This window comes from Krasilnikovia cinnamomea (assembly GCF_004217545.1).
In the GTDB taxonomy this organism is placed as follows: domain Bacteria; phylum Actinomycetota; class Actinomycetes; order Mycobacteriales; family Micromonosporaceae; genus Actinoplanes; species Actinoplanes cinnamomeus.
In genome coordinates, this window is the sequence record NZ_SHKY01000001.1 from 1,346,898 (window position 1) to 1,369,067 (window position 22,170).

The following is a 22,170-nucleotide window of genomic DNA, read 5'->3' on the forward strand; positions in this document are numbered from 1 at the left end:
ACTCGGGGAGCTGCACGCCAGCGAATGCCCGGTGCGAAGGCGACGGTTACTTCCACTCTGAAATGGGCAGGTTGCGGGTTCGAGTCCCGCCGGCGGCCCAGCGCCGCCGTAGCTCAATCGGCAGAGCACCACACGTTACCGTGGCCGACCTTGACCTCGGGCATCCCGCTGACGGCGGCTCCCCGCTCCATCTCCCACGACGGCGAAAGGAGACGCCATGTCCAAGTTCAACCTCAAGGGCCTGATGCCCAAGCGCGGCCGCGGTCCGCTCACGGCCGAGGCGACTCCCTCCGGCGTCACGTACGAGGGCGGCGCGGGCTACGCCCGCGACGCGAAGAGCGAGCTGTTCCTGCTGGCCGTGACGAACCTCGTCGGCGAGGACACGTTCTACGAGAAGGCCGGCGACCGCGACCGGCGCTACGCCGACCTGGTACGCCGGGTCGCCGTGGACGATCCGGAGTGGACCGCCCGGTTCCTGCGCTGGCTGCGCGGCGGCGCCAACCTGCGCTCGGCGTCGCTGGTCGGCGCGCTGGAGGCGGCGAAGGCACTGCGGGAGGCGGGCGTGCCCGGCGGCCGGGCCATCGTCGACTCGGTGCTGCAGCGGCCCGACGAGCCGGGTGAGGCGCTCGCGTACTGGATGACCACGCACGGCCGCGCGGTGCCCAAGCCGGTCAAGCGCGGCATCGCCGACGCGGCGGCCCGGCTGTACTCGGAGCGGTCGCTGCTGAAGTACGACACGGCCTCGCACGCGTTCCGCTTCGGCGACGTCCTCGACCTGACCCACCCGTCGCCCGCGGCCGACAAGCCGTGGCAGGGTGCCCTGTTCGGGTACGCGCTGGAGCGCCGCCACGGCCGGGACACCACGCCGCCCGCGCGGCTGGCGACCCTGGTCGCCAACGCGGAGCTGCGGGACGCGGCGGCCGCCGACCCGGCGGCGCTGCTGGCCGACGGCGCGCTCGCCCGGGCGGGCATGACCTGGGAGGACGTGCTCTCGCTGGCGGGTTCGACCATGGCCAAGGACCGGCTGTGGACGGCACTGATCCCGGGCATGGGTTACATGGCGCTGCTGCGTAACCTGCGCAACTTCGACGAGGCCGGGGTGAGCGACGAGGTGGCCGAGCGGGTCTGCGCGCGGTTGGCCGACCCGGCGGAGGTGGCCCGGTCCCGGCAGTTCCCGTTCCGGTTCCTCGCCGCGTACGAGCAGGCTCCGTCGCTGCGGTGGGGGCACGCGCTGGACCGGGCGTTGCAGCTGTCGCTGGCGAACCTGCCCGCGCTGCCGGGCCGGTCGCTGATCCTCGTCGACACGTCGGCGTCGATGTCGTCGGGCGGCTTCTCGAAGCGGTCCACGATGAGTCCGGTCAAGGCGGCCGCGGTGTTCGGCGTGGCCCTGGCGGCCCGGGGCGAGCGGGTCGACCTGCACGGCTTCGCCGACGGCGTGTTCCGGCACGACGTGCGCGCGGGCGCCTCGGTGATCCGCGAGGTGGACCGGTTCGTGCGCCGGGTCGGCGAGGTGGGTCACGGCACCCGCATCGCGGATTCGGTGCGGGCGACGCTGCGCGGGCACGACCGCGTGTTCGTCATCTCGGACATGCAGACGTTCGCGCCGGGCTACGGCACGGGCGACGTGACCGAGGTGGTGCCGCGCGGCACGCCGCTGTACGGCTTCACCCTCGGCGGCTACCGGCGTACCGCGTTCGACGCGGGCACGCCGAACCGGATCGAGTTCGGCGGGCTGACGGACGCGACGTTCCGGATCGTCCCGCTCATCGAGGCGGGCCGTAACGCCGACTGGCCGTTCTGACCGGCCCGGCCCCGCCCGGGGTGTTTCACCTCGGGCGGGGCGCGCGGCTCATTTGCGCAGCGATCCGGTCAGCTGGGTCGGCCCGGTGACGACGCAGGTGACCCCGCGGTCGTCCTCCCAGGACTCGCGCAGCGGCAGCAGCGAGTAGCTCTCCAGCTTGTCGTCCGGGGTCTTGAGGTACTTGTCCAGCTCGTCCTGGCAGCGCTTCTCGGCCTGCGTCTCGACCTGCCGCTGGCCCGGCCACGGACCCGCCGGCAGGTCGAAGACGGCGAACACCTCCCCCTCGTGGGGCAGGGCGCACGGCACCACCGGTACGTCCTCGATCGTGGTGCCGTTATCGCCTGGGACCTTGCCCACGCAGTCGCCCGTGTGCAGCCGCGTGACGGAGACGGGACCCGTGCCGCCGTCGGCGTCGGCGGACCGCCGGCCACCGGTGTCGCCGAAGACGATCCCGATGGTCACGAGGGCGCCGATCACCAGGACCCAGCAGCCGGAGGCGACGAGGCCACCGATCGCCAGGCCGCGCCCGCTCTGCCCGCGCCGCCGGATCTGGCTCAGGGCGATGATGCCGAAGATCGTGCTGAACAGCACGCCACCGATGACGCCGAAGACCAGCGAGGCGATCGCGAAGCCGTTGGTCCCGGCCGGTGGCGGGGGCGGATAGCCCGGGTACGGCCCGGCGGGCGCCATGCCGAAGGGCGGGGCACCACCGTAGGGCTGCTGCGGGGAGCCGGGGTATGACCCATCGGCCTGTGGTGCGTGCGGCGCCGGGTACGGAGGCTGTGCCGGGTCTGGCTGCGGGAACGGCTGGGTCACGCGACGGACGCTAGCAATCCGGGTGATCGTTTCGTGGCCCCGGAGGATCTCGATCCGGCATCGACGCTCAACCGGTGGCGCGGCCGGTCAGCTTGTCGCGCAGCCGGTCGACCAGCCCGACGCCGGGACCGACGAGCTTGTGGAACAGCTCGCTGTTCGGGGCGCTGGGATGGGGCCGGGTCGGCGCCAGCTTCTTGGCGGTTTCCACCTTGCCGGCGAGCTCGCGCAGCTCGTCCGCGGGCACGACGCGGCGCAGCTCCGGGAACTGCTCCGCCTCCTCGTCCTGGACGTGGTCCGCCAGCAGCGCCTCCAGCCGCCGCAGCTCCTCCTCGAACTCCGGGCCGGACACGTCGGCGTCTTCGAGCTGCTTCATCACGCGCTCGAGATCCTTGTGTTCCTCGATGTCGTGCTCGACGGCCTTCTCCCCGTCCGCCAGGTACTTGCGCATGGCCGGGTAGACGTACATCTCCTCGGCGACGGCGTGGCGCACCAGCTCGCTGATGGCCGTGTCGGTCAGGTCGCGCCGCATCATCGGATCGGTGATCGTCCAGATCTCGCCGATCAGGGCGGTGACCTCCCGGTGGTCGGCGGTCAGAACATCGATGACATCCTCGTGGTTCGGGCTCGTCGTCATGGGAACTCCCCAGGTCGGAATCGACGGACAGGCGTCGGGTACCCGGGGACGCGACGATTACACGTCTCCCCGGCCCAGGTGGGTGGCGAACCAGTCGGTCATCGCGGCGTCGACCGCCTTGGCCTCCGGTAGCTGCGGGGCCGGCTGGTCCCCCGGCCGTTCCGCCAGTGGGTGGGCCAGTCCCGGCACGGTGACCAGCTTTCCCCGGGGCAGGGCCGCCGCCAGGTCGGCGGCGTCGGCGCGGAACGACGGGTAGTCCTCCTCGCCGCTGACCACCAGGGTCGCGGGCGGCAGCTCGGCGGCGCGGGCCACGAAGTCGAGCCGGGCGGCGGCGGCCCGGGAGGCGTCGTTCCACGCGTACGGTTCGCCGGTCATCGACTCGATCAGCGACACCAACGACGTGGCGCGGATCGCGGCGTTGACGACCGCGACGGCGGCCACCGGCACCACGCCGGACGCCGCGACCGCAAGGGCGACCGCCCCGCCGAGCGAACCACCGACGATGCCGACCGGGCCCTCGGCGAACGGGAAGCGGGACGCGAGCTCGGCCCACGCGGCGGGGAACTCCTGCGTGGCCTGCCGGACGACCGGGTCGGCGTAGGCCATCATCGGGTCACGCCGGGACAGTTCGTAGCCCTCCGGGTATGCCCGCCTGCCGGACCAGGGCATGCCCAGGTACAGCCGCCAGGCGTCCACACCGGCCAGCGGAAGGGCCGCCGCGAACGCGGCGTCGGTGCAGGGCGCGTCCATCAGGTGCCAGGCCACCACCACCGGCGCCGGACCGGCACCCGAGGCGGGCGGCAGCAGGGTGTACGGGACCGCACCGGCCGTACCGTCGAAAGTCATGCTCGACAGCCTAGGCGCCGCCACCGGGCGGTTCGCCCGCCGAGCGTCGACCTGACCGCCTCGGGGGTGCGGGCGACGACGGCCGTGATGATCGGCCGCTGGATCAGGATGGGATGGGCGGCCAGCGCCTCGCACCCGAACCGCAACCCGCACCTGACTAAAGATCGTCACCTGTGCGGGCGATCTGTGCGCTATGACACACAAGGACCCGGCGCGTCTGCCCGCGGCGGACGTCGGTCACTCCGCGTGGCGCCGCCGGCTCGCCCTCGTGGTGCTGCCGCTGGCCCTCGTCGCCGTCCCTGGTGCCACCCCCGCGAACGCCTCAGCGCCCACCGGTCCCGCCTCGGCCGCCGAGGCCCTGACGAGCGGCCTGGTCGCCGGCACCGCCGCGACCGGCCAGGCGGCGGGCAAGCCGCGCGGCAACCCGCGGGCGTACAAGTTCCTCAGCCAGTCGAAGCCGACGGATCTGGTGGCGCGCTGGAACCCGTGCACGCCCATCACCTACCGGGTCAACCTCGCCCGCTCCCGCAAGGGAGCCTTGAAGGACGTCAAGACCGCCCTGTGGCGCGTCCACCAGGCCACCGGGCTGCGGTTCGTGTACAAGGGCACGACCAATGTCATCCCGTTCGCCAAACCCGGATACTCCGGCGACTACCCCGCCGACACGCACCTGGTCATCGCCTGGGCCACCCCCGGCAAGCACAGCACCCAGATCCCCGCCGACGCCGGTGGCCTGGCCGGCATGGGCGGCTCGTGGTGGACGGGGGCGTACACCCGCACCGGCCGCCCGGCCAGCCGGATCACCGACGGGTTCGTCGTGCTGAACGCGTCGATGCGCCTGCCCGCCGGGTTCGGCAAGGGCAACCGGAACGGCTGGCAGGGCACACGCGGCCAACTGCTCATGCACGAGATCGGGCACGCGATCGGCCTCGACCACCCGAGGATCAAAGACAGGCACGAGATCATGTCGCCGACCATGAGCCGGAAGAAGGCGGTCTGGGGCGCGGGCGACATCAACGGGCTGCGCCGCCTGGGAACCAGGGGCGGCTGCCTGTACGACGAGAACCCCACCGAGCCCGCCGGACCGGCGGCCATCCGGGTGTCCAGCCTGCCGCGCCAGGTCCCGGCCGACGACCGGCATGAGGCGCGCGCCCTGCCCTGACCGGCCCCGGCCCGGATCGGGCCGCCGGTGGGTGCCGGCGGCCCGGAGGTGCGGTTCAGCGGAGCGTCAGGGCCGGGGCGTGACGTTGCCGGTGACGGTCAGCGTGGCCCGGGCACCGTTGAGATGCCCGCCGTTGAAGGTGCTCGTGCCGGCGAGGGTGACGTTGCCGGCCGCGTCCATCGCGATGCCGCCCGGCTGGTCGGTGCCCAGGGTGATCGGCAGGCGCGAGTCCGAGTCCAACGGCCAGGCCAGGTCCTCGTCGAACAGCAGGCCCAGGTTGAGACTCAGCCGGCCCGAGGAGCGGTTGAACTGCCCGGCGTTGGACTCCAGCCGTACGGTCACGCGGAAGCTGACCGGGCCCGCCTGGATGAGGTCGCTGGTGATGGTCGGCCAGGACCGGACACTGACGTTCTCGCGGTTCACGCCGTCGAAGTAGAGGTTGAACGACACGTCGCGGACCAGCGGCTCCGTAACCCGGCTGTCCGTCGTGGTCAGCGTCACGCGTCCGGTGAACGTGGCCAGCAGCGCCGGCTTGGACCCGTCGTTGTCGCGCAGGCACTTCTCGTAGCGCGGCTTCACCACGGCGATCTCCGCCTTCACCTCGCGGATCTGCTCCACGATGGCGGGCTTCTGCGAAGGTGACGCGGACTTCAGCTCGTCCTGCAGCGAGGCCAGTTCGGAGTTGAGGCCCTTCAACTGAGCGAAGTCGGCCTGGCAGGGCGCCGGGACGGCGTACGCGGGCGACGCGGCGGGCGCCAGCAGCGCGCCGGTGGAAAGCACCGCGCCCAGGAGCGCTGTCGCGATGCGGCGGGACGATGTCACGTGAATCCTCCGTGCGGTCGGTGCGGCCGCTGGCGGTCGGCGGCCCGGTCGCCCGGTGGTGTGTTGCCGGGCGTGGCAACGGACGCTAGCCGCGTCACGCCGGGCCGGACATGCGGAAACCTGGGTGTTCCGGCGGCGGGAACCTGCATTTGCGCCCCCGTCGACCGCCATGAATACTTCGGAACCCTCAGATGCGGACCGGAGGTCGAGGGTGGGGCGGGTGCGAGGCGCCGTCGCCGGATGCGCGGCGGCGCTGGCGTTCAGCCTCACCGCGATCGCGGCGTCGTGGCAGGAGTCGTCGGGCCAGCTCTGGCTGGACGCGGGGATGCGCCTGTGGGGACTGGTCGGCGTGGTGGTCGGCACGGTGGTGTGGGTCCGCGCGCCGCAACCCCACCTCGGCCGGTTGATGGTCTGGGCGGCCGCGGTGTGGCACCTCAACTTCCTGCGCGGGGTGGATCAGCCGGTGGTCGCCGCCGTGGGCTTCTGCGGTGCGTACGCCTGGACCGCCGCCCTCGGGCACGTGCTTTACACCTGGCCGACCGGCCGGGCCACCACCCGGCTGGCGCGGCTGTTCGTCCCGGTCGGTTACGTCGCGTCGATCGGGACGCAGGTGCTGGTGTACGTGGTCGACGGCCCGACGGTTCCGCGGGCGTTCGGGCAGCCGGGCGGTCGGACGGCCGCCGCGGCGGTTGGCAGCGTGGTGTTCGCGGTCCTCGCGGCGAACATGATCGGGATCATGCTGTGGCGTTGGGTACGGGCCAGCCGGATGCGGCGCCGATCCGCGACACCAGTCTGGACGTTCATCGTCGTGGCCTGCGCGACGGGCGTCGCGGTCGCGCTGGTGGCGCTGCTCGACCTGCCCCGCCGTATCGAGATGGCGTTGATGCTGGCCGCCATGGTGACCAGCCTGCCGTTCGTCCCGCTCATTCACGTCGTGCAGCGCAACCGCAGCCGCACCGCGACGTGGCGGGTGGCCCAGGTGGCGCTGCGGGAGGACCAGCCGGCCACCGAGGAACCCGCACCGGCCCGCCTGGAACGCTCCCTGGCCGAGGCGGTCGGCGACCCGACGCTGCGGCTGCTGTACCCGGCGCCCGGCGGCGGGTACGTCGACGGCGCCGGGAAACACCTGCCGGAACTGCCCGGAGACGGCTCGGGCCGGGCGGTCACCCCGGTCGAACGCCGGGGCCGCCTCATGGCGGTCATCGAACACGACGAAGCCCTGCACAACGAAAGCACCGTCGCCGAGGCCGCCGGGGCCGCCGCCGGCCTGGCCCTGGAGAACGCCCACCTGTACGCGACACTGCACGCCCAGATCGACCAGCTGCACGATTCCCGGCACCGCATCGCCACCAGCGCCCTCGCCGAACGCCGACGCATCCAGCGCGACCTGCACGACGGCGCCCAGCAGGAACTCTTCGCCGTCCTGGTGCTGCTCGACATGGCCCGCCGCGCGTCCGATCCGGAAGCCGCCACGGGCATGGCGCACCGGGCGCACCGGCAGCTCGGCGACGCGATCGCGTCCCTGCGGCTGCTCACCGAGGGCATCTACCCGGCGACCCTGGTCGAGCACGGCCTGACGCCCGCCGTGGAAAGCCTCGTCGACCGGGCGCCGCTGCCCGTCACCGTGGACACCTCCGCGGGCCGCCACCAGCCGGACATCGAGATCACCGCGTACTTCGTGGTGGCCGAGGCGCTGGGCAACGTCTACAAGCACGCGAACGCCACACAGGTGCACGTGTCCATCCGGTGCCGCGACGGCAGTCTCGTGCTCCGGATCGCCGACGACGGCCGCGGCGACGCCGACCCGGACGGCACGGGCCTGCGCGCGCTCGCCGACCGGGTCGCCACGGTCGGGGGCACCCTCACGATCACCGCCGGTGAGGCCGGTGGCACGGTCGTCGTGGCCGACTTCCCGTTACGCCAACCCTGTCTTCACGTGCGAGGGGAGCAGCCGTGCACGTCGTGATCGTCGAGGATCAGGGCCTGCTGCGCGACGCGCTGGCCGAAGGACTCACGGGGCAGGGTGTCCACGTCACGGCGAAGGTCCAGGACGCCGACGGCGCGCTGGCCGCGATCAACGCCGCCGCCCCCGACGTCGCGATCCTCGACATCCGGCTGCCGCCGACGTTCAGCGACGAGGGCCTGGTGATCGCGGAACAGGTCCGCGAGCGCTATCCCGAGGTCGGTCTGCTGGTGCTGTCGTCGTACGCCGAGGTGGCCTACGCCGAACGACTGCTGCACATGCAGGACGAGTCCCGCGCGATCGGATACCTGCTGAAGGAGCGCGTCGGCGACCTCGCCGAACTCACCGAGGCCCTGCGCCGGGTCGCGGCCGGTGAGGTGGTCATCGACCCGCTGCTGATCGACCGGCTGATGCGCCGCCGCCGCGCACCCGACCCGCTGGCGGCGCTGAGCCCGCACGAGCGCCGGATCCTGGCCCTGGTGGCCGAGGGCCGCTCCAACCTGGGTATCGCGCGGGAACTCGGCAACCAGATCAGCACGGTGGAGAAGCACGTGTCGGTGATCGCGGACAAGCTGCGGCTGCCGGCGGCCCGCGACACCGACCGGCGCCACGTCAACATGCGCGTCCTCGCCGCCCTGGTCTACCTGCGCAGCCTCGACCAGGTCTGAATCACCCGGCGGTCCTCATCACTGACCGGGGCCCGCCGGATGTGGTGCACTGGTCGTCCCCGGGCCCACCATCCGCGCGGGCCGACCTGAGGAGCACACCGTGACCGACGCCAAGCCGCGCCGACTCATCCACCCGCGCCGCTGGACACCCCCGGCCGCCGCCCCGGACGCGGGCCCGACCGCCCCGCTGATGGTCGAGCGGCGGCTGCCCACGGGCGCGCCGGGCCCCGAGGACGTGGCCTTCGACGCCACGGGCGGGGTCATCACGGGCACGGCCGACGGCAGCATCGAGCGGATCGACCCGGCGACGGGCGCGCGTACGGTCCTGGGCAACACCGGTGGGCGGCCGCTCGGCCTCGAACCGCGCCCCGACGGCACCGTACTGATCTGCGACTACGACCGGGGCCTACTGCGCCTGGTGGACGGCCGGCTCGAGGTGCTGGCCGACGCGGTGGACGGGCAGCGGATCACGTTCGCCAGCAACGTGGCCGAGGCGCCGGACGGCACGATCTGGTTCACCACCTCGACGAGCGAGTGGCACGTGGAGCACTACCTCGGGGACATGTTCGAGCACTCCGGCACGGGCCGCCTGCTGTGCCGCACACCGGACGGCACGGTACGTACGGTGGAGAGCGGGTTGAAGTTCGCCAATGGGGTGGTGGTCGCGCCCGATGGCTCGCACCTGGTGTTCGCGGAGACCTCCGGGTACCGGATCCGGCGGCACTGGCTGACCGGCCCGCAGGCGGGCACCACGGACACCCTGGTGGAGAATCTGCCCGGCTTCCCGGACAACATGAGCCTGGGCAGCGACGGCCTGCTGTGGGTGGCGATCGCCGCGCCGCGCAACGCGCTGCTGGACCGGCTGCTTCCACTGCCCGGCTTCCTGCGCACGCTGGTGTGGAACCTGCCCGAGGCGGTCCGTCCCGAGGCCACCCCGATCGCCTGGGTGATGGCGTTCGACTTCAGCGGCCAGGTGGTGCACGACCTGCGCGGCAAGGACTGCGGATACGGCTTCGTCACGTCGGTGGCCGAGCGCGACGGCACGCTTGTCGTCGGCAGCCTGTCCGAGGACGCCGTCGCGGTGGTCCGCTCCCACTGACGACTCTGGGCCGTCGGCGCTCCCAGCCGTAGACTCCACCGCGGCGGCCCGGTGCTTGGGCTGCCCTCCGGACTGCTGGCAGGGACCGTGACGTCGTGGACGAGCCGAGACTTTTCGGCGACGCGCTTCGCCGGATTCGCACCGAGCGCGGATTGGGCGTGCGCGAGTTCGCCAAACTGGTCAACCATTCCAAGAGCGTCGTGTCCGAATGGGAGAACGGGCGGAAGGTGCCCGACGAGGTGACCGCCCGACGCCTCGACGAACGCCTGGGCACTGCGGGCATGCTCGCCGCCGCAGCCCGGACGCCAGGAGCGAACGGGCATGCCGACCGCCTGGCCCACGTCGCCGCGGCGCCACGCACGGTGGACGCCGCCACCGTGCACGCCCTGGCGGGAGTCCTGGCCAACATGCGCCGCCTGGAGGACACCATCGGGGCGGACCGGCTGGTAATCGTCAGCGCCGAGCCGCTGCGGCTTGTGCAGACCCTGGCCGATGAGGCGCGCGGACCGGTCCGGCGCCGCGTCGTCGATCTCGCCGGGCAGTGGGCACAGTTCGCCGGCTGGCTGCGCGCGGCAACCGCCCGCCCCCAGGCCGCTCGCGACTGGTACGCACGAACCCTGGAGCACGCGACGGAGGCGCAGGATCCAGACCTGATCGCCACGGCGCTGTCCATGCGAGGGAACCTGGCGTGGATCGCTCGCCACCCCGATCAGGTGATCAGTCTGTCGGAAGCGGCGGCAGAGCAGGCGCGGGCACCCGGCATCCGGGCCATGGCCGAGCAGCAGCGGGCACGGGGGCACGCCCTGCTCGGCGATACAGGCGACGTCGATCGACTGCTCGACCTGGCCGAGGAACACCTGGGCGCCGCAACCGAACAGCCCGACGGCGAACCACCCTGGACGTACTTCTACTCGCCCGGATACCTGCGGATGCAGCGCGGGCTCGCGTACCGCCTCCTCGGCCGCAACGGCGACGCCATCGAGCAGCTCCGCGAAGGTCTGGCTGATGCCGGGCCGGAGCTGATCAATGCGGAGTTCGTCGCCAAGTACAAGATCCACCTGGCGCAGGCCCATCTTGCCGTCGGCGATACCGACGTGGCGCGACGGTACCTCGATGAGGTTCGCGCGCTGGCGGCCACGACCGGCTCCGAACAGCTTGCCCGCGACGTGGATCGGATGGAGCAGGCCCTGGAGGGCTGACATGTCCGCGCCTGCGTCCGCGGACACGGACAGGACGACGTCGCACTCACTGACTCGCCGGCTGTGGGCGACGCTGCGTCAATGCGATGGGTGACGCGATGGACACGCAGGACCGCACAGGCGCGATGGCGGGACGCGGCGCAACGATGCCAGGAGATGGAGCGCCGGGCCGCGTTCGCGCGTATCACCGAGCTGGCGGCCGGCTTGCACGATGAGGCGCGATGCGGGCGGGACCGGCCCGGTTCAGGACCGGTGGAAGCCCGATGACTGCACAATGCGAGCACCAGCCGATGCGGCCGTCGTGGGACTGCGCGGCGTGCGGACAGCCCTGGCCATGCGACCCGGCCCGCGAGTACCTGGCCGCCGATACCGAAGGCGGAACCAGGCTTGCCATGCTGATGTGGACCTATCTTGAGGCCTACTGTGCTGACCACCGCGACGGGCCGCTCGATGAGGCCTTTGCACGCTTCATTGCCTGGACGCGGCAGAAGGCTCTCCCGACCTGAGGGTTACCCCTTCAGCAGCAATCGAGGCTGCGACGCAATACGTCATCGGGCAAATCTTCCCGCCGCGTCTGGAATGGGGAGAGCCGGCTGCGTAGCAACCGCGCGCAGCAGGAGTGCCCTCGCGGTCCGCTGGAGCACTGCCAATGAGTTGGGTTCGGCTCCAGGCAACTGTGACCATCGTTGCTACCTGCCCGAGGGGGCAGGGAGCCTGGCCGTCGTGTCGCCATCCGAAATGGACACTTGCCCTGCCCCCCGCACCTGAACCTCCTGGGCACCATGAGTGCCCCGGAAACAGAACACGCTCAGCAGTATCCCGCGCCCCACGAACCTCCGGCCGCAAGCCCGATGAGGGGCGCCCGCGATGCATCGGGTGAGTGCCGCCAAACGGTGGTTGCGGCACTGCCCGGCTTGACATCCTGAACGTAGTCGGCTTCACCCCACGCCTTCAGGAACGGGAGCGTCGTGTCAGCGAGAATGGTCAGTCGAATCGCTGCCGCCGATGCGACGCTGACCAGGGCACGAGCGACTCCACCGTGATCGGCGGCACAGAACGAGGAGGATAAGCCGTGTGCCCGGCCCTCACCGACACAGTGCCAGTGCGCCGTTTTGAGCTGGCCACCGACGACCCGGAGAAGGCCGTCGAGATCGTACGCAGCACCTACGCCGACACCCGGATGCGGATCTCCGGGGACGAGGCCGGGTTCTTCTACCGGCAACGAACCGTTTCCGTCGGACCGCTGGCCATGGACGAGATGACCAGCCCGATGGGTGTCACTTTCGAGTGCCCGCCCTTGACCGAAATCTATTTCGCAGCGGCGCACCGCGCCCGGTGCAGGATCCACTCCGCCAGTCACGAGGTCGACGTGTTCGATGGTCACACGCTGGTCCACCCGGTGGACGAGACCTTCACGTCGGCCACCCGCGACCTCGACATCTGGCTCCTGCGGCTGCCCGTCGCGCTGGCGGCGGCCCGGGCCGGCCTGGATCCGCAGCGATTCCGGTTCACCTCATTGACTCCGAACTCACCCGCGCTGGGCCGCTACTTCCGCGCCACCATGCAGCACATCCACTCGATGTTGCGGGAGCCGGACACCGCCCTCGCGGAGCCACTGGTACTGGCCGGAGCGATCGACATGATCGCCGGTACGGCGCTGGCGACGTTCCCGTACACCATCGACCCGGCCGACGAACCCCCCGGGCGGGCCGGGCCCGCCGCGGTGCGGCGGGCGGCGGCCTTCATCGAGGCCAACGCCGCCCGCCCGCTGAGCCTGGCCGACATCGCCACCGCGGCCGGGATCGGCGTTCGAGCCCTGCAGGCCGCGTTCAGCCGTCACCTCGACACGACGCCGAGGCTCCACCTGCGCCGCGTCCGGCTCGCTCACGCCCATCGCGATCTGGAGACCGCCGACCCCGGCCGTGGTGACGAGGTGTCCGCCATCGCCCGACGCTGGGGTTTCGGCCACCTCGGACGGTTCGCCTCGTACTACCGCTCCGAGTACGGCCATTCACCCCGATACACGCTGAACAACTGACTATGCACGGAAGGGTCAGGCGAAGGTGACGACTCCGGTTCCGGTCTGACTGGTAACGCCGGTAGTCAGGCATGCCAGGGCGTCGAACGAGTTCTGGCTGGTGACCTCGACGAAACTGTCGCCGGTGAAGCGGCCGGCGGTGACGGTGCCGCTACGGGTGTAGATCGTCTGTCCGCCCGTGTCGACGCCGGTCGTCGTGTATTCGATGGTGCTGGTGCTGCTGTCGTCCCAGACCAGGGTCTTGGTCGCCGACTGCGGCGGCGGCAGGCTGGCGCAGCTGCGCGTCTCGGTCGTCTGGCCGGAGAAGCCGCTGCTGGTGACCGGTGCACCGGTGGTCGAGGTGCAGCCGCTGTAGCTGACGCTGAACGTGACTGTCTGGCTGGTCGGGGTGAACGTCACGCCCGGGCTGAACGTCACGGTCTTGCTGACCGTGCAGACGAGGTCACCGGCGGCCGCGGCGGCGGGCGCGGCGGCGAGGGCGACGAACGCCACCGACGCGACCGCGGCGACGGCGGTGGCCAGCAGCCGTGGGTATCGCGAATAGTTGGTGCGCATGGTGTTCCCTCCTCTGTCACGAGGACCCCTGCCCTGAACGCGTCTCCGTGGGCGCGGCCGGGGAACTGTGTCGCCGGATGCCCAACCGTTCACGCTATCCGAGGCTGGAAAGACCGGTCAGGCGTTAGCCGAAAGGCGCAGCGTTCTGTCCACCATTACGACCCGCCCGGCAACCTTCCACCGACGGTCCTAAAAGGATGGTCCACCGGAAAATCGTGTGTTCAGGGCTCACCGCACGCCCCGACTGACATTCTGAACGTTGTCGGACCCAGCACCGGAACACGTTCAGGGAGGAAGAGCTGTCATGTCCGCGAAAATGGTCCGAGGGATCGCCGCCGCCGCGGTGGCGCTGGTCTCCTGGATAGCGATCACCATGGTCACCGCGTCGCCGGCGTCGGCGGTGCAGCAGGACGTCACCTGCGTGGGCACCGCCACGGAGACGTTCACGCCGGGGCTGACCTACACCCCGCAGACCATCACCTACACGACCAACCTCATCTACAGCCCCTGCACCTCCAGTGACGCGACGCTGACCTCGGCCGTGAGCGGCTCCACGTCCACCGTCCCGAACTCGTCGTGCAACATGCTGCCGTTCGCCGGGTCGGGTTCCTTCGTCCTCACCTGGAACAACGGCAATACCAGTACGTTCACCTTCAACGCCGTGTCGACCATCGTCGCGGGCCAGGTGGTTCTCACCCGCACCGGGACGATCACCGCCGGGCAGTTCCAGGGCGACACCGCGATCCGGGTCGTCACCTACCCGACGGTCAACCCGCTCGACTGCCTGACCACGGGGGTCACCTCGCAGTTCGGGGCTGTCACGCTCAGCATCACCGCACCGTGACGCACCCCGCCCGGCGGCGGACGCGCCGGGCACGCATGGCGACTCAGGTGACCCGGCCGGCGGCCTCGGCGACCGGGTTGCCTGGTCGGCGACGGGCGGCCGCGGTAGCGACGACCCGGACACCGCTGCGGATCGCGCCGGACAGGGCCCACAGCATCGGCACGACCGAGATCGCGAGGGCGGCGAGGCCCTGCCACGCGGCGAGCGTGGTCAGTCCGTCCGCCCGGATCGGGGCTACACACAGCTCGATCAGGTGCGGCAGGCTGGGCAGCACGAACCACACCAGGTAGCCCAGGGCGACCGCGATGCCCGGCACGTACAGCCACAGGTAGCGGCGCGCCCACCGGATCTCGCCGGGATCGGCGTCGGCGAGCTGCCGGAGGTCGGCCCGGGTGGCGCGGCGCAGGTAGCGGCGCAGCAGCGCACCCTTGGTTGCCCACAGCGTCTTCGCGCCGGTCGCGTTCACCGACAGGGCATACACATCCGTCCGCATGAACACCATGATCTGCGCGATCAGCGCGGTGAACTGCAGCAGCACGAGCGCGCGCAGCAGACGTACGGTGACCGGGCCGAGCTGGTCCGCGAGGGTGGCCTGCAGCAGCAGCGCGATCGTCATGATGACGGCGTCCCACACCATCCCGGCCGCCAGCGGGCCGTAGCGGGCGCGCCGGGGCAGGCTCCACAGCCGGGTCAGGTCGGCCTGGAAGGTCAGGAAATACAGCCGGCGGCTCACGGACAGCTTGCTGCGCATTCCGTACGCGGCGGCGGCGAGCACGTGCGCGCCTTCGTGGGCGGCGACGGCGGCCATGCCGAGCAGGCTGACCGCCAGAATGTTGAGCAGCTGGGTGTGGAACGGGAATCCGTCGCGATAGGACGGTCGCAGCTCCGGCACCGAGATCAGTAGCACCGGGCCCGCGAGGGCGAGCACGGCGTACAGAATCCAGGCGGCCCGGCCGAACAGCAGCCGGCCGACGCGCCGGGCGACCGGGCCCGCGAGGCGGTTCTGGTCCTGCTCCCGCGCGAACAGACCCTCGTCGGCCAGGACGCTCAGGAAGTCGGCGACGTCGACCGGTTCGCCCGCGAGGTCGGCGGCGCGGCGTTCACACTCGGCCATGTCCACGCCCTGCTGCAACCACCGGATGATCTCCGCGCCCAGCTCGGGCACCTCGACGTACTCGGCGGTGTGTGGGCTGCCCACGACGAAGCCGTCGCCATCGGGCACCAGGGTGAGCGTCGCGATCTGCGCCAGCGTGGGCAACGGCGCGGCCGAGTTGGTGGGGGCCTCGGTGGTGTCGACGCTCATCGAGCCTCCTCCGCCCCCGCGCACAGCGGGCAGCGCGGGTTGCGCGCCCACTCGGCGCGGGTGGTGCGCATCCCGTCGGCCAGTTCGACGGTGTGGTAGACCGCTGCGGCGACCGGCGGATCGGTACGGGTCAGGTAGCGCCCGGCCTCCAGCGTCACGTAGCCCGCCAGCAGTTGCGCGATCGGCCCGGTGGCCCGGTTCACCCGCCCGGCCGGCAGCACCACGGACCGGTCAAGCAGCTCGGGAATGCCTCCGCTCTCGTCCTCGCGGTCGAGTTCCAGGCACAGCCGGCATGCGCTGACCCCGGGCTCGACGGACCAGTAGAACATCGTCGAGTACTGCAGGCCCGCCGCGATGTACGGCACGCCCAGCGCGAAGCATGCCTCGTTGACGAGCAGGTGCACGTCGTTCGGGGAGTCGATGGCGCAGATGACCAGCGACGCCCCGGCACCGAGGCGGCGCAGGTCGGCGACGTCCGTGATGCGTTCGTCGACCGCCTCGACGACCGTGGTGCCCGGGGAGTACCGGGCGACCCAGTCGCGCGCGGCCTCCACCTTGCGGCGGCCGATGTCGTCGCGCCCGTACGCGAATTGCCGGGCCAGGTTCTTCTCCTCGACGACGTCGAAGTCGACCAGGCGGACCCGGCCCACGCCGAGGCCGACCAGGGCCTGCAGGACGCCGCTGCCCATGCCGCCCGCGCCGAGCAGCAGCACGTCGGCGGCGGCCATGTCGCGGTGGTAGTCGACGGCGCTGCGGTCGAGGCCCGCGAACAGGTCGTAGAAGCGCAGGTTGCTTTCGTGGCGGCGGCGGGTGGCCGGGTCGAGTCCGGCGTCGGCGTCCGCGCGCAGCAGCACGCCGACCTCGTCGAGGGCTTCGACGGCGCCGGCCATCTCCGCCTCGGTGACCTCGAAGCCGTGGCCGCGCATGGCGTCGGGCAGTTCGGCGACGGTGTGCTCGCCGCGCGAGAGCACCTGCAGCAGCGCGGTGACGCTGCCGTCGGCGTCGTCGAGGTAGGTCGCCTCCAGCGCACGCCCTACGAGGATCACCTCGGAGGGCCGCCGTACGACCGAGATGGGCTTGAGTCGGGGCCGGACCGGCATTCGCCATGCTCCTGTTCGCAACAGTTCGGGCTGGACGGGACATAAAGGGGCCGGCCCGGCGATTGCCGGGCCGGCCAAACCTTCAACGCTTACGCGGCACCCTGCGGCGGGTCCGGGTCCAGGTGCGGACGGGTGGCCTCGATGCGCTCAACCTTCTTCACCTTGATCTTCACGCGATTCCCCTCGTGTTCTTCCGGATCCGGCGGGCGGTGTGCCCGACCGACACATCGAAGGTAGGCGGACGGCGGGGGGCGCCTCATTCGCCGATGCGACACATACCAGTCAGGGATTGGACAAGACGGATGTATCTGATCTATGGCTTATACCCGTTTCGTTACTATCGTCACCTTGGCGGGGTGGTCCGTACCGTTTGCGCGGCGACTCTTATCGCCGTCGCCCGGCCGATGCTGGTAGCGGGGACGACGGAGGGTGATGCGGATCCTTGCCGTGGACTTCTACCGGGCACCGGCCGCCCGGGCCATGCCCGGTTCCGGGCTGGGACTGGCGATCGTCGCCCAGACCGCCGCCCAGCACGGCGGCACGGTCACCACGGAACCGCACGAGCCGCACGGCACCGTCGGCACCATCCGCCTGCCCCGCTCCCAGGGATAGTCAGCCGTTTACGTCGTTGGCACCCAAAGCTGTAGGCGGGGATCGATACTCCAGGGGTGATACGCGAGAACTTCCGGGAGTACCTGGATCATCTGCTGCGCGACGGCTACAGCGTGCGGCACGACGAGCACCTCTCCGACCCGGACCTGATCGACCCGGGCGGCAACCCGGTGGAGACCTGGCGCGAGGACTATCCGTACGACGAGCGGCTCGACCGCGACCTCTACGAGGAGCAGAAGTACCAGCTGCAGATCGAGCTGCTGAAGTTCCAGTACTGGGCGCAGGACACCGCCAGCAAGCACGTCATCCTGTTCGAGGGCCGCGACGCCGCCGGGAAAGGGGGCACCATCAAGCGGTTCGTGGAACACCTCAACCCGCGTGCCGCCCGGGTCGTCGCCCTGACCAAGCCCACCGAGACCGAACTCGGCCAGTGGTACTTCCAGCGGTACGTCACGCAACTGCCGACCGCCGGGGAGATCGTGCTGTTCGACCGGTCGTGGTACAACCGCGCCGGGGTCGAGCGGGTGATGGGCTTCTGCACCGACCGCGACTACGAGGTCTTTCTGCGGCAGGCGCCGCTGTTCGAGGAGATGCTGGTGGAAAGCGGCTTCTCGTTGACCAAGCTGTGGTTCTCGGTGACGTACTCCGAACAGCGCACCCGGTTCGCCATCCGGCAGATCGACCCGGTGCGCCGGTGGAAGCTCTCACCCATGGACATCGAGTCCCTGGACCGCTGGGAGGACTACACCACCGCCAAGGAGGCGATGATCGAGCACACGGACACCGATCACGCCCGGTGGACGTCGATCAAGAGCAACGACAAGAAGCGCGCCCGGATCAACGCGATGCGCTTCTTCCTGAATCAATTCGCGTACGAGGGCAAGGACCCGGCGGTGGTCTACCCGGCGGACCCGCTGATCGTGCAGCGGGGCCGGGATTCGATCAAAGACTGACCACGGCGGGCAGCTTTTGGGAGTTCTTAGTGAATGACCCTCGCCCTGCCTATGCGGCGCGCGCAGGATGACCGTCACCGCCCCTGCGCACAGGATCGGCGGCACCACGCGGGCGAGCGAGCAGGAGACATCATGAGCGACGAGACCACACCGGCAGGCGCGGCGCCCCCGCCACGGAGCCCCGCCCGGCCGCCGCGGACGCCGAAACCACCGCGGCACAGAGCGCCCCCGTCCCGCCGCAGGTCCCACCCGCGTCACCGGGCGCGCCAGGAGCCCCGGGCGCGCCCGGGGCACCCGCGCCCGCCGCCCCGTCGGCCGCCCCGGTGCCGCCCGCCTCCTCCTGAAACGAAGGAAAGCAGCACCTCCACCGAACCGGCGGCGCTTGCCGCTGTTCGCCTGCACCCGCCCGGCTCGCCTGCGCCCTGCCCGCTCGACGAATGCGGCGTGACTGGCGCAGTTTCGGAACCGGTTCCGGTTGGAACCGGTTCCGGCTCCTCCGTCGGGTGACGTTGCGCCTGTTGGAACCGTTTCCGGAGCGTACGCGCGCTGACCGAGTACGGGCGCGGTGGACGTCCACAGCAGACGTTGAAACAGTCCCGAAACATTGACGTCACTTATGGCGATCACTTACCTTCGTGAGAGAGCGCTCTCACAGCCATCTCCCCACTTCCTCCCCCACTCCCCATTCCCCTTCGAGCGGGTCAGAGCCACTGGTCCGTCGCCTGACGCCGCCCAGAAACAGCGTCTTTCCTTCACACGCCGGACCGCCGGCCGCCTGAGGTGGCCGGGGGTCCTTGTATTTCCTGGAGAATTCGATGACACCTCAGGGAATTCGTGCCGGGCTGGCGGGGGCGACCGCCGCGCTGGTCCTCACCGGCGTCGCACTCACGGCCGCCATGCTCCCCGCCCAGGCCGCGCCCACCGCCGGCTACACCACCGACCGGGTCGGCCCACTCCCCTCCGGCTGCGGTGACCTCTCCACCCGGCCACGCCAGTTCCTCACGGCGCGCGCCCCGGCCGGGGCCCTGCCGACCAACGACTGGTGGTCCTCACTGGTCTTCAAGCGCACCGAATGCGCGTACAGCGAGCCGTTGCACGCGCATCCGATCTCGTTCGACACCTACCGCGACGGGCTGGGCCTCTCCGGAAACGACACCCCCGCGATCTCCGGCACCGCGACCGGCGTGGGCGAGTTCCACTATCCGTACGTGCAGGACATCCGCGTCGGCGTGGCCGGGCTCGCCGCGCCCGTGGTCGCCGTCGACGACTGGAGCGACTGGACGGTGACGCCGTACTGGAGCGACGGGTCCCGCACCCTGCGCGCGACCATCGGCAAGGGCCTGCCGTTCGCCTACTTCCAGGCCAGCGGCGGCGACGCGGTCATCACCACCACCGGCACCCCGACGGTGTGGCTGCGCGACGGCGCCACCATCGGCTTCACCGCCAACGGCCACGACTACGTCGGGTACGCGCCCACCGGCGCATCCTGGACCGTCACCGGCACCACCGTCACGTCGGGGCTGGCGGGACGCGGCTACTTCTCCGTGGCACTGCTGCCCCGCAGCACGGACAACGCCGGACGCACCGCCCTGGCGCAGCAGTTCGGCCGGTACGCCCACGCCCACGTGACCGGCACCCGCCTCGACTACCAGTACGCCCCCTCCACCGGCGCCGTCAGCACCACGTACTCCTTCACCACCCGGGCCCGCGAGGGCGACGCCACCGGCACAATGGTGGGGCTGTACCCGCACCAGTGGAAGCACCTCGCCGGAGCCACCCCGCTGGCGCCCACCTACCGGACCGCCCGCGGCACGATGAAACTGCTGGCCGGGGTGAGCACGTTCCGCACCACGATGACGTTCCACGGCGTCCTGCCGGAACTGCCCGCGGTCGGTGACGGTACGGGTGCCGACCTCGCCACGCTGACCAGGTACCTGAGCGCCGACCGGGCCAACCCGCAGGCCCGGGTCGGTGAGGACACATACTGGACCGGGAAGGGTCTGGGCCGCGCGGCGCGGATCGCCGAGATCGCCGACCTGGTCAACGACAACGAGACGCGCGACCGCGCGGTCGCGGCCATCAAGGCGACGCTCACCGACTGGTTCACCGCCCCGCCGGGCAAGACCAGGCAGGTGTTCTCGTACAACGGTGACTGGGGTGCGCTCATCGGCTACCCGGCGTCCTACGGGTCCGACTCCGAGCTCAACGACCACAGCTTCCACTACGGCTACTTCATCACCGCGGCGGCGACCCTGGCCCGCTTCGACCCGGCCTGGGCGCGCACCGCACCGTACGCGGACATGGTCGACATGCTGATCCGGGACGCGAACAACTACGACCGCACCGACGCCCGCTTCCCGTTCCTGCGCGACTTCGACATCTACGAGGGGCACGACTGGGCGTCGGGTCACGGCTCGTTCGGGGCGGGCAACAACCAGGAGTCGTCCTCGGAGGGGATGAACTTCGCGGCCGCGACGATCCTGTGGGGTCAGGCGACCGGTAACACCGCGATCCGGGACGCGGGGGTGTTCCTATACACCACGCAGGCCGCCACGATCGACGAGTACTGGTTCGATGTGGACGGTGACAACTTCCCCGCCGCGTTCGCCCACAGTGGGGTCGGCATGGTGTGGGGCGACGGCGGGGCGTACTCCACCTGGTTCAGCGCCGAGCCGGAGATGATCATCGGCATCAACCGCCTGCCGATCACCGCGGGCCACCTCTACCTGGGCCGCCACCCGGGGTACGTGCGTTCGGCGTACGCGGAGATGGTGCGCAACAACGGCGGCGAGCCGTCGGTGTGGCAGGACCTGCTCTGGTCGTACCAGGCGCTCGGTGACGGGGCAGCGGCGCTGGCGAACCTGCGGGCCAATCCCGGATACACCACCGAGGAGGGCGAGAGCCGCGGGCACACTTTCCACTGGATCCGCAACCTGGCGGCCCTGGGCACCGTGGACACCGCGGTGCACGCCGACCATCCGCTGGCGGCGGTGTTCACGGAGGGCGGCGCCCGCACGTACGTCGCCGCGAACACCGGCGACCGCGCGATCACGGTGACGTTCTCGGACGGCAGGGTCGTCAACGTCCCGGCGGGGCGGACCGTCGCGGCCGGGGCGCACTCGTGGAGCGGCGGGAACGGCTCCGCCCAGCCGTCCACCGACCCGGACCCGTCGACGACCCCGTCCAGCCCCACCCCGTCCAGCCCCACCCCGTCCAACCCCACGCCGTCCAACCCGACACCGTCCAGCCCCACGCCGTCCACGCCCGCGTCGCCGACGCTCTACCTGGTCTCGGGCGCGCTGGCCGGTGCGGCCGGGCAGCTGTCCGGTGCCGCCGGGGCGCGGGGCACCGCGACGGTGGCCGCCGCGGCCGGCAACCACGACGGCACCCCGGCCGGTGCCCTGGTCTACCGGGCCACCGGCGTCGACCTGACCTACCGGAGCGGGACGACCGCGTTCGACCTGTTCCTCGACGCCGGCACGGCCGTCGGCAACGGGGTGCAGGTGCGGATCTCCTACGACCTGACCGGGGACGGGACGGTGGAGCGCAGCGAGACGTACCGGTACTTCGCCACCGATCCGCTGCCCGGATACGAGCACTACACCCAGGCCGCCGGCCTGCTCAGCGCTACGGGCACCGCCGGCGACCTGCGGCACGGCACCGTGACCGTCGAGGTGTGGAGCGCCATCGGCAGTCAGTCCACCACCCTCGGGCTGGGCGACCAGTCCCGGGTGGAGCTGCCGTACGAGTGAACC

At 71.2% G+C, this 22,170-nt stretch carries 19 protein-coding genes; 12 read left to right on the forward strand and 7 right to left on the reverse strand.

From position 1 onward, the window contains the following. Nucleotides 1-217: 217 nt before the first annotated feature. A complete protein-coding gene (locus tag EV385_RS05865) occupies nt 218-1,801 on the forward strand; it encodes a TROVE domain-containing protein (protein WP_130508518.1) in 1,584 nt (527 codons plus the stop codon). A 48-nt stretch (nt 1,802-1,849) separates the two neighbouring features. On the opposite strand, the gene EV385_RS05870 is transcribed toward EV385_RS05865, so the two are convergent. The 3 genes from EV385_RS05870 to EV385_RS05880 form a co-directional block, all read right to left on the reverse strand. Beyond that, on the reverse strand, nt 1,850-2,617 hold the full coding sequence (locus tag EV385_RS05870) for a DUF4190 domain-containing protein (RefSeq protein ID WP_130508519.1): 768 nt from the start codon (nt 2,615-2,617) through the stop codon (nt 1,850-1,852). 67 nt (nt 2,618-2,684) lie between these two features. Next, a complete protein-coding gene (locus tag EV385_RS05875) occupies nt 2,685-3,251 on the reverse strand; it encodes a hemerythrin domain-containing protein (RefSeq protein ID WP_130508520.1) in 567 nt (188 codons plus the stop codon). A gap of 57 nt (nt 3,252-3,308) precedes the next feature. Next, nucleotides 3,309-4,097 carry a prolyl oligopeptidase family serine peptidase gene (locus tag EV385_RS05880; RefSeq protein ID WP_130508521.1) on the reverse strand — a complete coding sequence of 263 codons (789 nt, stop codon included), beginning with the start codon at nt 4,095-4,097 and terminating at the stop codon, nt 3,309-3,311. A gap of 193 nt (nt 4,098-4,290) precedes the next feature. Here EV385_RS05880 and EV385_RS05885 point away from each other — a divergent pair, with 193 nt between their 5' ends. After that, complete coding sequence (locus tag EV385_RS05885; RefSeq protein WP_130508522.1) at nt 4,291-5,259, forward strand: matrixin family metalloprotease; 969 nt, start codon at nt 4,291-4,293, stop codon at nt 5,257-5,259. A gap of 66 nt (nt 5,260-5,325) precedes the next feature. Here the strand turns inward: EV385_RS05885 and EV385_RS05890 are convergent, their stop codons facing one another. Further along, nucleotides 5,326-6,081 carry a hypothetical protein gene (locus EV385_RS05890; RefSeq protein ID WP_130508523.1) on the reverse strand — a complete coding sequence of 252 codons (756 nt, stop codon included), beginning with the start codon at nt 6,079-6,081 and terminating at the stop codon, nt 5,326-5,328. 220 nt (nt 6,082-6,301) lie between these two features. Here EV385_RS05890 and EV385_RS05895 point away from each other — a divergent pair, with 220 nt between their 5' ends. From EV385_RS05895 to EV385_RS05920, 6 genes are all read left to right on the forward strand, one after another. Continuing rightward, on the forward strand, nt 6,302-8,047 hold the full coding sequence (locus tag EV385_RS05895; protein ID WP_165449404.1) for a sensor histidine kinase: 1,746 nt from the start codon (nt 6,302-6,304) through the stop codon (nt 8,045-8,047). Continuing rightward, the gene (locus EV385_RS05900) at nt 8,035-8,712 is read left to right on the forward strand and encodes a response regulator (RefSeq protein ID WP_130508525.1); all 678 of its coding nucleotides are present in this window, start codon (nt 8,035-8,037) and stop codon (nt 8,710-8,712) included. Before EV385_RS05895 ends, EV385_RS05900 begins: the two co-directional genes overlap by 13 nt. A gap of 100 nt (nt 8,713-8,812) precedes the next feature. Further along, nucleotides 8,813-9,811, forward strand: coding sequence for an SMP-30/gluconolactonase/LRE family protein (locus EV385_RS05905; protein ID WP_242624737.1), 999 nt, complete (start codon nt 8,813-8,815; stop codon nt 9,809-9,811). Between the two features lie 95 nt (nt 9,812-9,906). Then, nucleotides 9,907-11,010, forward strand: a complete 1,104-nt coding sequence (locus EV385_RS05910; protein ID WP_130508526.1) for a helix-turn-helix domain-containing protein — start codon at nt 9,907-9,909, stop codon at nt 11,008-11,010. Between the two features lie 263 nt (nt 11,011-11,273). Beyond that, nucleotides 11,274-11,516: a hypothetical protein gene (locus EV385_RS05915; protein ID WP_130508527.1), complete on the forward strand. Its 243-nt coding sequence runs from the start codon at nt 11,274-11,276 to the stop codon at nt 11,514-11,516. Between the two features lie 596 nt (nt 11,517-12,112). Further along, on the forward strand, nt 12,113-13,048 hold the full coding sequence (locus tag EV385_RS05920) for a helix-turn-helix transcriptional regulator (protein WP_130508528.1): 936 nt from the start codon (nt 12,113-12,115) through the stop codon (nt 13,046-13,048). A 15-nt stretch (nt 13,049-13,063) separates the two neighbouring features. On the opposite strand, the gene EV385_RS05925 is transcribed toward EV385_RS05920, so the two are convergent. Then, nucleotides 13,064-13,603: a hypothetical protein gene (locus EV385_RS05925; protein WP_130508529.1), complete on the reverse strand. Its 540-nt coding sequence runs from the start codon at nt 13,601-13,603 to the stop codon at nt 13,064-13,066. Between the two features lie 304 nt (nt 13,604-13,907). Here EV385_RS05925 and EV385_RS05930 point away from each other — a divergent pair, with 304 nt between their 5' ends. After that, nucleotides 13,908-14,447 (forward strand): hypothetical protein, encoded by a 540-nt coding sequence (locus EV385_RS05930; protein WP_130508530.1) that lies wholly within the window; start codon nt 13,908-13,910, stop codon nt 14,445-14,447. A 43-nt stretch (nt 14,448-14,490) separates the two neighbouring features. Here the strand turns inward: EV385_RS05930 and EV385_RS05935 are convergent, their stop codons facing one another. Beyond that, entirely contained in the window at nt 14,491-15,750 is a 1,260-nt protein-coding gene (locus EV385_RS05935; protein ID WP_130508531.1) for a hypothetical protein, read from the reverse strand. Then, on the reverse strand, nt 15,747-16,850 hold the full coding sequence (locus EV385_RS05940) for a HesA/MoeB/ThiF family protein (RefSeq protein ID WP_130508532.1): 1,104 nt from the start codon (nt 16,848-16,850) through the stop codon (nt 15,747-15,749). The genes EV385_RS05935 and EV385_RS05940 overlap by 4 nt, the downstream gene beginning before the upstream one ends. A gap of 432 nt (nt 16,851-17,282) precedes the next feature. On the opposite strand from EV385_RS05940, the gene EV385_RS05945 reads away from it, so the two are divergent. The 3 genes from EV385_RS05945 (at nt 17,283) to EV385_RS05955 (ending at nt 22,167) form a co-directional block, all read left to right on the forward strand. Next, a complete protein-coding gene (locus EV385_RS05945; protein ID WP_242624738.1) occupies nt 17,283-17,462 on the forward strand; it encodes an ATP-binding protein in 180 nt (59 codons plus the stop codon). A 56-nt stretch (nt 17,463-17,518) separates the two neighbouring features. Continuing rightward, on the forward strand, nt 17,519-18,415 hold the full coding sequence (gene ppk2 / locus EV385_RS05950; protein WP_130508533.1) for a polyphosphate kinase 2: 897 nt from the start codon (nt 17,519-17,521) through the stop codon (nt 18,413-18,415). A gap of 815 nt (nt 18,416-19,230) precedes the next feature. Next, nucleotides 19,231-22,167: a glycosyl hydrolase gene (locus EV385_RS05955; protein WP_130508534.1), complete on the forward strand. Its 2,937-nt coding sequence runs from the start codon at nt 19,231-19,233 to the stop codon at nt 22,165-22,167. Nucleotides 22,168-22,170 lie beyond the last annotated feature (3 nt).

Bases quoted from the DNA above. Each gene is read 5' to 3' on its own strand.
- EV385_RS05865 (WP_130508518.1), top strand. From the start codon at position 218: ATGTCCAAGTTCAACCTCAAGGGCCTGATGCCCAAGCGCGGCCGCGGT.
- EV385_RS05875 (WP_130508520.1), bottom strand. From the start codon at position 3,251: ATGACGACGAGCCCGAACCACGAGGATGTCATCGATGTTCTGACCGCC.
- EV385_RS05880 (WP_130508521.1), bottom strand. From the start codon at position 4,097: ATGACTTTCGACGGTACGGCCGGTGCGGTCCCGTACACCCTGCTGCCG.
- EV385_RS05885 (WP_130508522.1), top strand. From the start codon at position 4,291: ATGACACACAAGGACCCGGCGCGTCTGCCCGCGGCGGACGTCGGTCAC.
- EV385_RS05915 (WP_130508527.1), top strand. From the start codon at position 11,274: ATGACTGCACAATGCGAGCACCAGCCGATGCGGCCGTCGTGGGACTGC.
- EV385_RS05925 (WP_130508529.1), bottom strand. From the start codon at position 13,603: ATGCGCACCAACTATTCGCGATACCCACGGCTGCTGGCCACCGCCGTC.
- EV385_RS05930 (WP_130508530.1), top strand. From the start codon at position 13,908: ATGTCCGCGAAAATGGTCCGAGGGATCGCCGCCGCCGCGGTGGCGCTG.
- EV385_RS05935 (WP_130508531.1), bottom strand. From the start codon at position 15,750: ATGAGCGTCGACACCACCGAGGCCCCCACCAACTCGGCCGCGCCGTTG.
- EV385_RS05940 (WP_130508532.1), bottom strand. From the start codon at position 16,850: ATGCCGGTCCGGCCCCGACTCAAGCCCATCTCGGTCGTACGGCGGCCC.
- EV385_RS05945 (WP_242624738.1), top strand. From the start codon at position 17,283: ATGCGGATCCTTGCCGTGGACTTCTACCGGGCACCGGCCGCCCGGGCC.
- EV385_RS05955 (WP_130508534.1), top strand. From the start codon at position 19,231: ATGACACCTCAGGGAATTCGTGCCGGGCTGGCGGGGGCGACCGCCGCG.